Raw genomic sequence first — 12,488 nt, forward strand, 5'->3', positions numbered from 1 at the left:
TCAATGCGGCTCGATGCATAGCTTGTCTGCATAAATACACAGGCTATGCTTGCAGCGAATGTGGCGGGCTGATGAAGCTCGCCGCCTCGCTTGGTTCAGTAAACTCTGCTAGCGGGACACCCATCGACCGGCGTGAAAGGTGCTAATGCAGATTGCAAATATCCCCGGCGCGAACGCGGCAACCGATTCCCTTGCGGATTCGCTGCCGTTCGATGATCCCGTACTCGACGTCATGCCCATGGGCGTGTGCGTGCTCGACGCCAACGGCGCTGTGCAGCGCTACAACCGGATGGCCGATCAGCTGTGCGGCGGGGTGTTAGCCAGTCACGGACGCCTGCGGATGGTGCGAAACGATGGCGAGCTGATGCCGCTTGCCGATACCCCGCTGGCTTACACGATTCGCACCGGTCGCTCCGCTCAGGACGTCGTGCTGCTGATCGAGCGGCCCGATGGCATTTCGGCCGCTGTGTTGGCCAATATCGAAGCGCTGCGCAACGACACCGGACAGATCACCGGCGCAGTTGTGTGCTTTCAGGCCATTACGCCTGCGCGGCAGTCAAGCGCCGATCGGCGGCGTAATGTCGACTGGTTGAGCGCGATGGTGAACCACACGCCCGAATGCGTGAAGGTGGTTGATCGCGACGGGACGCTGGTACAAATGAACCCGGCTGGCCTGCAAATGCTGGCAGCGAACGCGCCGGAGGACGTGGAGGGTGCCTGCGTTTTTGAGCTGATCGCGCCTGAGCATCGAGCCTCATGGCAGGAGCAGCACCTCCGGGTTTGCGATGGCGAAAAACTCAGTTGGGAATTCGACATCATCAATTTCGCCGGGAACCGGCGGCACATGGAAACCCATGCAGTGCCCATGACGCTGCCAAATGACAGAAGCGGATCAAGGGGTGGTTTCGTACAACTGGCAATCACTCGCGACATTACCGAACGTAAGCAACTGGAGGCAGCCAATCGTGAGGCCGAACAGCGCTTGCGCGACCTTCTGGAGGCCTTGCCTTCGGCCGTTTACACCACCGATGCGAATGGCAAAGTCAGCTACTTCAACCAGGCTTGTGTCGAGCTGACCGGGCGTGTGCCCATCATTGGTAGCGATGAGTGGTGCGTATCCTGGCGGTTGTACTGGCCAGACGGCACACCGATGCGTCACGAGGACTGCCCGATGGCCGTGGCAGTGAGCGAAAACAGCGCTATCCAGGGTACCGAGGCGTTGGCTGAGCGCCCGGACGGGACCCGTGTGCCGTTTCTCGCGTACCCCGCTCCGCTGCGTAATAGCGCCGGCGAGCTGATTGGCGCGGTCAACATGCTGGTCGACATCAGCGAGCGAAAGGTCGCCGACGATCATCGCCAATTGTTGCTCAATGAGCTTAACCATCGGGTCAAGAACACACTCGCGACGGTCCAGTCGATTGCTGCGCAGAGCTTTCGCCGCGATGCCAGCAACCAAGGCTATCAGTGGTTTGAAGGGCGCTTGATCGCGCTATCCAAGGCGCACGACGTGCTGTCGCGGGAGAACTGGCAAGCCGCTGACCTGCGTGATGTTATTGAGCAGGCCGTCGCGCCGTTCCGGGTCGATGGCCAGCAACGTTTCGTCAGCGAGGGGCCGGCGCAGCGGTTGCGGCCCAAGCAGGCGTTGGCGCTGGCTATGGCACTGCATGAACTGTGCACCAACGCGGCCAAATATGGAGCGTTGTCCAGCGACTCAGGCCAGGTGCGCATCGCCTGGGACGTGTCACTGTCGGCGCAGACACCCACTCTTCAGTTGCACTGGGTGGAGGTCGGCGGGCCGGTGGTTACCCCACCCGTACGCAAAGGGTTCGGGTCGAGGTTGCTTGAACGCGGGTTAGGTGGTGAGTTGGACGCCGAGGTACGTTTGGCCTACCTCGCCGGCGGCGTTATTTGCGATATAGAGGTGCCGTTGCAATGAATGATCTGTGTTCGAAGGTACTGATCATCGAGGATGAGGCGCTGGTCGGGATGCTGCTGGAAGACATGCTGCAGGATATCGGCTGCGAGCATGTGGAGCTGGTGCCGCGCTTTGCCGAAGGCATGCAGGCAGCCGAGAGCGGTGATTTCGATCTGGCAGTGCTGGACGTCAACCTGGATGGGGTCAATAGCTTTCCGATTGCGGATCGCTTGATCGACCGCCAGATCCCGTTGGTGTTCGCGACCGGCTATGGCTCGGTCGGCATGGACCCGCGCTACGCGCACATTCCGACGCTGCAAAAGCCATTTTTCTTCAGTGACCTCGAGCGAGTCGTGCGCCAGGCCTTGGCGATTGACTGAAAGGGCAGGCCACGTTCTGAATGGCCTGCCACTGCACGTATGCTGCTGCGAGTGGGCGAAGCTGCAGCTGGCCGTAGGGTGTTACGGCCCCTGCGTAACGAACGCCGAATTGCCTGTACCGTTCTGCATGATGGCCGCGTCGTACTGCTGCACGTTGTCCCATGCACCTGTCTGCACCAGAGACGCGTAATTCTCCGTGCCCACCTGCTCAATGGTGCCGCTGCTGTAGTAGCCCATCTGAACCACGTCTATCTCGTTGGCCGTTCCGTTTTGGTCAATGACAAGGCTGCTGCCGTCGAAATCCTGCTCGATATCGACCCGGTTGGAATTACCCGTGGAGCGGCCAACGACTGACGTCGAGCGTCCGCCTTGCTCTGCAGTCAGTACGTTGCCGTTGCCGTCCTGCGTAAAGGAGAACGAAGAGAAGCCACCGGATTCCACCACATCTGCGACGTTGTCCGTGCCGATCTGAACCAACGCCACATCTCCTGAGGAATAACGGCCGCCTGAGCGCTGGTCGAGCGTCGCCTCGTTCCCGGTGCCGTTCTGGCTAATGGACGCATAGGCGCCATAAGGGAAGCCGTCCTGAGTGAGTCTGATGACGTTGGCTGTGCCGGTCTGCTCGGTATCGGCAGAGGCACTGCCAGACTGTTCGATGTAGGCGGTATTGCCGTCACCGTTCTGGACGCCGGTGTAGCGTTTGCTCAGGCGCCCGACCTGGAAAACCTCGGTGGCATTGCGCTGTCCGTTCTGACTGATCGTTGCGGCGTTCCCTGCGCCGTCCTGCTGTTCGATGTATGCAAGGTTGCTGATCCCTGCCTGCGAAATGGCGGCCGACTGGCCTACGCCCACCGAAGATTGAAGGATGGTCGCCAGGTTGTATTGACCGTCTTGACTGATCGCCACGCTGCCGTTGGAACCACTCTGATCGGTAACAGAGATATTGCCGCTGCCGACCTGATCGCTCTCGGTCGTCAGTCCGACACCGCGTTGCTCGGTGAAGACAACGTTGGCCGTACCGTTCTGACGCTGGGTGACGCTGCTGGAATCGCCTTGCTGAACCACATCGGCGACGTTATCAGTACCCGTCTGGTCCTGAACCGACTCGCTTGCGGCATAGGCGTGGTTAGCAATCATCAGTGAAATGGCGGCTGCCAGGATTGTTCTTTTTGTTTGCATGTCAGTATCCCTCCGCTGCAGGAGCCTGACTTCTATTCGTCAGGTTTGCAGTTGTGTATCCACCGGAAAGACGATCTGGCATGGGCGGAGAATTAATACCTCCAGCCCAACGCGGCATTAAACGAAGGCTTTGATGTCCGGGCCCGATTGGCCAGCATTCTGCTTTGTATTGTTTGGAAATAACGAGATGGGGAGCCGGTGCGAATGGGACTATGCCGGTTCTGGCGGGCGGCAGTCGGCGAGCAGCTGCTTGGTGAAGAACGTCTGTTGCGACTTGAGGTTGAACAGTTCAGGCGAGAACAGCCAGCTGTGGGTAATGCCCATAAGGCTTGCGTAGACAAATAGCGCGCGGCTGTGTGGCTTGGATGTGCCAGGGTCGCTGCTTGGGCTTGCGGCTTCGATGAGCGTTCCCAGCAGCGTAACGATGTCGCGTGTCAGTTTGCGCTCACGCGCGAGCGTATCGGCCATCTGCTCGGTGAATTCGGTCTTGTTCAACAAGATCTCGAATGACTGCCGGTGCCAGCGATCCTCCAGCAACAGGCGAAACCATTCGCTGACGAAATGCTCGAGAGCCTCCAGCGGCCGCTCGGCCATGCTCTGGCTTTGGGTAATCAATTTTTCCAACGGTTGCTGGGAAAATCCCAGAACCGCCTGGTACAACTCATCCTTGTTCTTGAAGTGCCAGTAGATCGGTCCGCGGCTGAAGCCTGCTTCATCGGCGATCATCGCCAGGGTCGTGTTGGAATAACCGTTTTTGCTGAACAGCTCCAGCGCGGCGGCGATGATCTTCAGGCGGGTTTGTTCGGCGTCTTCTTTGGTACGGCGCATGAGCTTGATCGTTGAGAGAGGGGCGAGCGAACGCGAGCTGCCAGCTTCAGGTAAAAGCTGGCAGCCAGCACCTTTTACAACTTTCCGTCCGCCGCCATCTGCATGTAGGTGGTATCGAAGCGCAGTTTGACGTTGGCATCGGAGCCGAGCAACTTGTCGCCCGGCATGGCGATGCCGACGAAATCTACCGAGTCCGCACCGTCACCGAGCAGACCGTGGTCGAACGAGAACTGGCGAACGCTATCCATGGCCTGATACGCCTCGTCACTTTCGATGAAAGCCAGCGAGTCGGCCGGCGTCCAGAACATCTTCATGCCCTTGAGTTGGCTTTCGTAACCGGCCTGATCGGTGCCCGACGCTTCACCCAGTGACGCACGTGCCTTGGCGCCTTCTTCGGTGTCGCTTTGCAGTATCGCCATTACCTCATACCAGGCGCCGACCACGGCTTTACCGAAGTCAGGATTATCGGCGAGGGTTTCGCTGTTGACGATGGTCAGGTCCTTGATGTGGCCCGGGATCTGGCTGGAATCGAACGTCTTGTGCGCGCCGGGCATAGCGGCCACTTCGTCCAGCAGCGGATTCCAGGTCACTACGTTGCGCACGTCGTCCGTACTGAAGGCTGCGACCAGGTCGGCGTCAGAGGTGTTCACCACCTGTACGTCACGCTCGCTCATGCCCACGCTATCCAGCGCCTGGGCCAGCAGATAGTGGGAAACGGAAAGCTCGACCAGATGAATCTGCTGACCTTTAAGGCTCTTCAGGTCACTGCTGTCCTTCATCACCATGCCGTCGTTGCCGTTTGAATAGTCCCCAACGATCAGCGCTGTCGTATCTACTCCACCGGCCGCCGGAATCGACAGTCCATCCATGCTGGTGGCAACCACGCCGTCGAACTGGCCGGCGGTGTATTGGTTGATCGATTCGACATAGTCGTTGATCTGGGTGATGTTCACCTCGATCCCGTACTTGTCGGCCCATTTCTTCATGATTCCCGACTCGTCGGCGTACTGCCACGGCATCCAGCCGGCGTAGATCGTCCAGGCGATGTCGAAGGTTTTCTTTTCCTCGGCCTGCGCGGCAAAAGGCGAAAGGGCTGCAATGATCACGGCGCCGGCACTGAGTGCCCGCTTGAACGTATTGGCTTGCATGGTGAATCTCCTTTTCATCGAGTCAAAAGAATTTCAGGTAGCGCTGGATTTCCCAGTCGGAAACATGGGTGTGGTAGGCATTCCATTCGTCGCGCTTGTAGTCGACGAAGGCCTGGTACATGGCGTCGCCGAAGACCTGGCGGGACAGCGGGTCGGCCTCGAAGGCGTCGATGGCTTCGGACAGCGTGCGCGGCAGGGTCTCGATGCCCATGTCCGCGACGTCCTTTTCGCTGTAGTCGTACATGTTCTCGCGGTGCGGCTGGCCTGGCTCAAGCTTTTCACGTACCCCTTCGAGACCAGCAGCAAGGATCATCGCGGCGCCGAGATAAGGGTTGCAGCCAATATCGGCGGCGCGGCATTCCACGCGTGCGCCCTGGGACGGAATACGCAGCATGTTGGTGCGGTTGTTGTTGCCGTAGCAGACGAACACCGGTGCCCAGGTCGAGCCGGACATGGCGCCCTTGCGAATCAGCCGCTTGTAGCTGTTCACGGTGGGCGCGATCACTGCGCAAATGGCCTTGGCGTGTTTCAGGACGCCAGCGATGAAGTGGTAGGCGAGCGGGGTGACACCACAGCCGTGCGGGTCATCACCGTCCACCTCAAAGAGATTCTTGCCAGACGCCAGATCCGCCAGCGACATGTTGTAGTGCGCGCCGCTACCGGTGCGCTGCGCCGAGGGCTTGGGCATGAAGGTGGCGAAGGCACCATGCTTGCGGGCGATCTCATTGGCCATCATGCGGAAGAACACGAAGCGGTCGGCCATGGTCAACGCGTCCGAGTACTTGAAGTCGGTTTCGAACTGGCCGTTGGCGTCCTCGTGGTCAAAGGAGTAGACGCCCCAGCCCATCTCGTTCATGGCCTCCACCAGTTCGTCGATCACCGGCAGGTTGTCCATCAGCAGGCGCGGGTCGTAGCAGGGCTTGGCTGCGGTATCGCGATCGCTGAGCGGGGCGAAGCCGCCGTCCGGAGTGTCCTTATAGAGGAAGAATTCGGTCTCGATGCCCAGATTGAAGCTGTAGCCCATCTCGGCTGCAGCCTCAGTCTGGCGCTTGAGAATACCGCGCGAGCAGGCGTCGAACGGCTTGCCGTCTAGGTACAGATCACTGGCGAACCAGGCCAGGCTGCGGTTCCAGCTGCACTGGGTGGCGCTGGCCGGGTCCGGCATGGCGGCGACTTCGTTGTCGCTGATCTGCTGCGGGACGCCGTCCAGCGCCGCCCCGGTATACAGCTCCGAGCCACGCAGCATCTGGCCGAGATGCGCCAGTGGCACAAATTTGCCTTTGATCACGCCGTGCATGTCCACGTAGCTGGCCATGGCGTACTTGACGCCTTTGTCCTGCAGGCTCTGTTTGAGTTCGTCGATCTGGGAAAGCGGAAAGGTCGTCATGGTGGGAAATCCCTTGCTGAATTCGGGCCAGCGTTACGCGCTGTGGCACGAATCCTTCATCCAATATACATGCCAGCGTGTATAGAAAAGCTGCTGCAAGACCTGCCGGGACACCCGCCAATGCTGCTCAGAGGAACTGCAAGTGCTTGAGATAAAAAGGGAAAAAAGATTCATCGAGCTGGGCGATCTAGTGCTAGAAAGGGGCCAGAACCTGCAGAAAGCGCGGCTCTGCTATCAGGTCGTCGGCTCGCCGAATGCACAGCGAGACAACATCGTGCTGATTCCCAGCTACTACGGTGGATCGCATTGGGGCAGTCTGCCCTTGCTTGGTGCAGGCAGCCCCCTGGCCAATGGTGACTACTGTGTAGTGTTGACCAATCTGTTCGGTGCCGGTTGGTCCAGCTCTCCGAGCAATGCCACCGCAGGGCAGGGCGGTGCGGATTTTCCGCACATCACGCTGGCGGATAACGTGCGGGCGCAACGCCAGTTGCTCGACCAGCTGTTTGGTCCGACATGGCAATTGCACTTGGTGACGGGTTGGTCCATGGGCGGGATGCAGGCGCTTTACTGGGCATTGTTGTTCCCTGAAAAGGTGCAACGCATCCTGCCGTTTTGCTGCACAGCGCGCTGCTGGCCGCACAATTTCGTCTTCCTCGAAGGCGTAAAGGCGGCTCTGCAGGCCGATTCGGCGTGGCAGGGTGGGCGTTATATCGAGGCGCCCGAGCGCGGCTTGCGAGCCTTCGGCCGCGCGTACGCTGGCTGGGCTTACTCGCAGGCGTTCTTTCGTGCCGAGCAGTGGCGTGAGCTGGGTTTCAGCAGTCTCGACGCCTTGCTCGACTATTGGGAACAGGACCACCTGGAGCAGGACGCCAACGATCTGCTTTGCGTGCTCGATACCTGGCAGTCAGCCGATCCGTCCGCGCTGCCCGGCTTTGGCAGCCTGGACGAGGCGCTGTCCCACCTTTCTGCTCGGGCGATCATCATGCCCAGCAGTAGCGATCTCTATTTCACCGTTGAAGACGCTCGCCATGAAGCCTCGCTTATGCTCAACGCCGAGCTGCGTGTACTTGAGTCTGACTGGGGCCACTGCGCTGGCGGGCCGGGGCGCAGTCCGCAGGCTATGGCGCAGGTCTTCGCCGCCATGCATGACCTGCTGGCGTCCTGACGGTAAGTCCCAGGACGGCTGGCACGGTTCTGGCTAATAGCTAAAAGCCAGCGCCGCCAGGTGCTGTGCTTTCCACCGCCTCTGCGGACACCTGCCATGGGATGCGTATGCCGAAAGACTCGATCGATATTCTCTGGGTCGTGCTGTGCGCCGGTCTGGTCTTCAACATGCAGATTGGGTTTTTGTGCCTGGAAGCCGGCCTGACGCGAAGCAAGAACGCCATCAACGTCGCGACCAAGAACATGGCTGACCTGTGCATCGCCTTGCTGCTCTATTGGTCATTCGGTTTCGCGCTGATGTTCGGCACCAGTCAGGACGGGTTGATGGGGTCGGGGCTGTTCATGCTTGACCTCGCCATCGACGACAGCTGGCCACTGGCTTTTTTCCTGTTCCAGGCAATGTTCTGTACGACCGCCGCCACCATCGTTTCGGGCGCGGCCGCCGAACGTATGCGCTTCAACGCCTACCTGATCGTCGCCGCGCTTTCGGCGGGTTTGATCTATCCCTTGTTCGGCCATTGGGCATGGGGCGGCGCCTTGCGTGAAGGTCAGGGTTGGCTCGCGCAGCAAGGATTTGTCGACTTTGCGGGTTCGACCGTGGTGCACGGCGTAGGCGGCTGGATCGCGCTGGCAACGGTAATGGTCATCGGCCCGCGCGCGGGCCGCTTCGATAGCAAATGGCTGCGGCAGAACATGCCGGGCTCGAACCTGCCACTGGCGATGCTCGGCGGCTTGCTGCTGCTGTTCGGCTGGTTCGGCTTCAACGGCGGCAGCACCTTGAGTTTCGATGGGCGCGTGCCGGGAATCGTCGTCAATACCGTTGTGGCAGGCATGGCTGGCATGGCGTTGGCGATGCTGATATCGCAATGGCGACACGGCTACGTCGAGCCCGTTGCGTTGCTCAACGGCATGCTGGCGGGGTTAGTGGCAATCACCGCGAGTGCTCATGCGGTCAGCATTGCCGACTCCCTGCTGATCGGGGCAGGCGGCGGTTTGGCCATGTGGCTGGCAGATCGGCTGTTGGTGCGCTGCGGCATTGATGATGCCGTCGGCGCGGTTCCGGTTCACCTGGCGGCCGGCTTGTGGGGCACGGTGGCGGTGGCGCTGTGCGGTGACCCGCTGCTGCTCGGCACCGGCCTGAGTCGTTTCGATCAACTGTTGGTTCAGTTGCAGGGCGTGTTGGTTTGCGCGGTCTGGGCCTTCGGCGTGACCTATCTGCTGTTGCGGCTGATCAACCGGTACTACCCGATGCGGGTAAATCCCGATGATGAGCGCGTGGGATTGAACGTCAGTGAGCATGGCGCACGCACCGAACTGATCGAACTGCTCGACGCCATGGCTGAACACCAGCGCCAGGGCCATTTCCAGCGCGAAGTGGAGGTCGAGCCCTTCACCGAGGTCGGGCAGATCGCCGAGCAATACAACAAGGTGATCCGTGCCTTGCAACAGGCAGTGGCGAAGACGCAGAGCATCGTGCGGGACATCCGTGACGGCATCGTGACCTATGGGCCTGACGGCATTCTGACCAGCTGCAACCCCGGCGCCGAACGACTGTTTGGTTTGCCGGCCGAGCAGATCGTCGGGCAACCCTTTCAACGTTTCGTCGTGGGCAGCAGTGGTTCGCTGTTGCCGGAAGCCGGCGGCGAGCTGAAAACCGAACTGATGCTCCACGGCAAAGACGGCGAACTGTTCGCCGCAGAGCTGACCGCCAGCCAGGGAAAACGCCCGCAGGACGCCTTCGTTTGTATGGTGCGAGACATCACCGAACGCCGACAGATCGAGGAGCAGCTGTTCGCGGAGAAAATGCTCGCCCAGGTTACGCTCGCATCCATCGGCGATGGCGTGATCACCACCGACAGGGCCGGGCGCGTGCGCTATCTCAACCCCAGCGCCGAGCGGCTGATCGGCTGGAGCCAGGCCGCCGCGCAGGGGCTGGTGCTTGACGAGGTCTACCAGCTATTCGACGAGGCCACCGGTGCGCGGCTGCTCAATGCCGCCAGCCTCGGCCTTCGGCGCAGAAGTGACCGTCAGGATCGTACAGAGCGTGCGCCGGGCATCCTTCATCGACCTGATGGCACGCAATTGGCTGTACAGGATGCGGTTGCGCCGATCCGCGACGCCGAGGGTGCCGTCATCGGTACTGTGCTGACCTTTCGTGATGTCACGGTCACCCGCCAGCTGGCTCACAAGCTGACGTTCCAGGCCAATCACGACAACCTGACCGGGCTGGTCAATCGCTCCGCGTTCGAGCGCCAGATCGAGTCGCTGTTGCGTGAATACACCGGTGGCGAGCATGTTCTCTGCTACATGGACCTGGACCAGTTCAAGGTGGTGAACGACACCTGCGGTCATGCCGCCGGTGACGAATTGCTGCGCCAACTGGGTCAACTACTGAGAGGCCGCGTGCGGGGCAGTGATCTGCTGGCGCGCCTGGGCGGAGATGAGTTCGGCATCCTGTTCAATGAGTGTTCGTTGATTCAGGCGGTGCGGATTGCCGAAGACATACGCCACGCGGTTGACGAGTTTCGCTTCAGTTGGGAGGGCAAGAGTTTCGCGGTTGGCGCCAGCATCGGTCTGGTGGCCATTGACGAGCACGCGAAAACGCTCGGCCCGTTGCTTGGCGCTGCCGACAGTGCCTGTTATGCGGCCAAGGACGGCGGTCGCAACCGTGTGCATGTGTATCAGGCGGACGACCAACAGCTGATGGAACGCCGCGGCGAGATGCAATGGACGCACCGGCTACGGCAAGCACTGGATGGCGACCTGCTGCGTTTGTTCGTGCAGCCGATCGTGCGTGCCGCAGGCGACGACGGTTCGCAGCGTTATGAAGTGCTGGTACGCATGCAGGGCGAGGATGGCAGCATCATTCCCCCCGGCTCCTTCATGCCCGCGGCTGGACGTTACGATCTGGCACCAGCGGTGGATCGCTGGGTGGTCGGCAATTTCCTGGCATGGGTCGGCGATCTACGTCGTCGTCCCGGTGCGTCGCTGGGGCATTATTCGATCAACCTGTCGGCAACCTCGCTGGGTGAGGAAAGCTTTCTCGAATTCGTCCTGTCAGCCATCGAGCGTCACCAAATCCCCGCCAATTGCCTGTGTTTTGAAATCACCGAAACTGCGGCGATCGCCAACCTCAGCCGTGCCATGACCTTCATGAACAGCCTCAAGGCTGTGGGGTGCAGCTTTGCACTGGACGACTTTGGCTCGGGCCTGTCGTCGTTCGGGTACCTCAAAACCCTGCCGGTGGATTATCTGAAGATCGACGGCAGTTTCGTTCGGGACATTGATCGCGATCCCATCGCGCGGGCAATGGTGGCGTCGATCAACAACATCGGCCATGAAATGGGCCTGAGTACCGTTGCGGAGTTCGTCGAGTCAGCGGCCATCCTCGAGTGCCTGCAGGATATTGGCGTCGACTACGTGCAGGGTTACCACCTGGGCCGGCCGGGACCGCTCGCCGAGCTCTCCGGCGTGCGGATGATGCCGCGCTGAACGACGATGCGATCTGGACCGGCAGGGTGGGCCGGGCGGCGTTCCGCTTTAGCCCACCGCAGGCTGCTCAGCGGGTACTGAAGGGGACAGCTGCACAACCCGGTCGACAGTAGGGTGGGCTTCAGCCCACCGTGGATACTAACCAGCGATTGCTGTCAGTTTCTGGAGCTGGTCGAGATCGGTCTCGACCTCAATCCCAAGATATCGAACGGTGCTCTCCAGCTTCGTATGGCCGAGCAGCAGTTGAACGGCCCGCAGGTTCTTCGTCCTGCGATAGATCAGTGATGCCTTCGTGCGTCTCATTGTGTGAGTGCCATACATGGCTGGGTCAAGGCCAATGGCTTTCACCCAGCCTTTGACGATACGAGCGTACTGACGAGTGGATAGATGATCTGAGTTATGCAGTCGACTCGGAAACAGGTAGTCCTCGCTGCGGAGCTGTACTTGGTGTATCCAGGCCGCGAGCGCCGCCCGAGTTTGCTCAGTGATCTCGAACTGCACTGGCCGCTGTGTTTTCTGCTGCATCACTACTGCTCGTGATGACACATGTTCGCCATAAGCAACGTCCCGCACACGGAGCTTGGTTAAGTCGCAGGCTCGAAGCTTGCTGTCGATGGCCAGATCGAAGAGAGCCAGATCCCGGGATCTTTGTGCAATTTGAAGCCTTACTCGGATGGCCCAGATATCTCTCAGTCGGAGTGGGGTTTTCTGTCCGACCAATTTTCCTTTGTTCCAGGACTGACGGCTGCAGGTAGCGATGATGTTCATAGCAAGTCCTCCACGTGTGGGAGGACAAGAATGACTAGCCTGAACGGCGGTCGCTAACCGGCCAGGGGCTGCCATTGCAAGGCAGGCGACAGCAGTAACATCCAAACATGGGCTATTTCCCGCTGACAAACTCTCTGTCGTACGCAGGGAGATGCACTACTGCTACCGCTCAAGAAGGAAGGCATAATGCCACCAGAGCCCTCATTGATCCGTGACCCGTGCAGGTG

General features: G+C 60.2%; 9 protein-coding genes. 4 read left to right on the plus strand and 5 right to left on the minus strand.

Features of this window, described 5'->3' with window-relative positions:
- Positions 1–145: 145 nt before the first annotated feature.
- Both ACQKIK_RS15770 and ACQKIK_RS15775 read left to right on the plus strand, forming a co-directional pair.
- Positions 146–1,936, plus strand: coding sequence for a PAS domain-containing sensor histidine kinase (locus tag ACQKIK_RS15770; protein WP_499136609.1), 1,791 nt, complete (start codon positions 146–148; stop codon positions 1,934–1,936).
- Positions 1,933–2,295, plus strand: a complete 363-nt coding sequence (locus ACQKIK_RS15775; protein WP_499136610.1) for a response regulator — start codon at positions 1,933–1,935, stop codon at positions 2,293–2,295. Before ACQKIK_RS15770 ends, ACQKIK_RS15775 begins: the two co-directional genes overlap by 4 nt.
- Positions 2,296–2,376: 81 nt before the next feature.
- On the opposite strand, the gene ACQKIK_RS15780 is transcribed toward ACQKIK_RS15775, so the two are convergent.
- From ACQKIK_RS15780 to glnT, 4 genes are all read right to left on the minus strand, one after another.
- Entirely contained in the window at positions 2,377–3,474 is a 1,098-nt protein-coding gene (locus ACQKIK_RS15780) for a hypothetical protein (RefSeq protein WP_499136612.1), read from the minus strand.
- A 210-nt stretch (positions 3,475–3,684) separates the two neighbouring features.
- Positions 3,685–4,302, minus strand: a complete 618-nt coding sequence (locus ACQKIK_RS15785) for a TetR family transcriptional regulator (protein ID WP_499136613.1) — start codon at positions 4,300–4,302, stop codon at positions 3,685–3,687.
- 74 nt (positions 4,303–4,376) lie between these two features.
- A complete protein-coding gene (locus ACQKIK_RS15790; protein WP_499136614.1) occupies positions 4,377–5,450 on the minus strand; it encodes a putative urea ABC transporter substrate-binding protein in 1,074 nt (357 codons plus the stop codon).
- Between the two features lie 22 nt (positions 5,451–5,472).
- Positions 5,473–6,837 carry a type III glutamate--ammonia ligase gene (gene glnT / locus ACQKIK_RS15795; protein ID WP_064482388.1) on the minus strand — a complete coding sequence of 455 codons (1,365 nt, stop codon included), beginning with the start codon at positions 6,835–6,837 and terminating at the stop codon, positions 5,473–5,475.
- A 142-nt stretch (positions 6,838–6,979) separates the two neighbouring features.
- On the opposite strand from glnT, the gene ACQKIK_RS15800 reads away from it, so the two are divergent.
- A complete protein-coding gene (locus tag ACQKIK_RS15800; protein WP_499136615.1) occupies positions 6,980–8,002 on the plus strand; it encodes an alpha/beta fold hydrolase in 1,023 nt (340 codons plus the stop codon).
- 107 nt (positions 8,003–8,109) lie between these two features.
- Positions 8,110–11,493, plus strand: coding sequence for an ammonium transporter (amt, locus tag ACQKIK_RS15805; RefSeq protein WP_499136616.1), 3,384 nt, complete (start codon positions 8,110–8,112; stop codon positions 11,491–11,493).
- Between the two features lie 138 nt (positions 11,494–11,631).
- On the opposite strand, the gene ACQKIK_RS15810 is transcribed toward amt, so the two are convergent.
- Entirely contained in the window at positions 11,632–12,261 is a 630-nt protein-coding gene (locus ACQKIK_RS15810; protein WP_499136617.1) for a tyrosine-type recombinase/integrase, read from the minus strand.
- Between the last annotated feature and the right edge of the window lie 227 nt (positions 12,262–12,488).

Source organism: Pseudomonas sp. NPDC047961 (assembly GCF_050272435.1).
GTDB lineage: Bacteria > Pseudomonadota > Gammaproteobacteria > Pseudomonadales > Pseudomonadaceae > Stutzerimonas.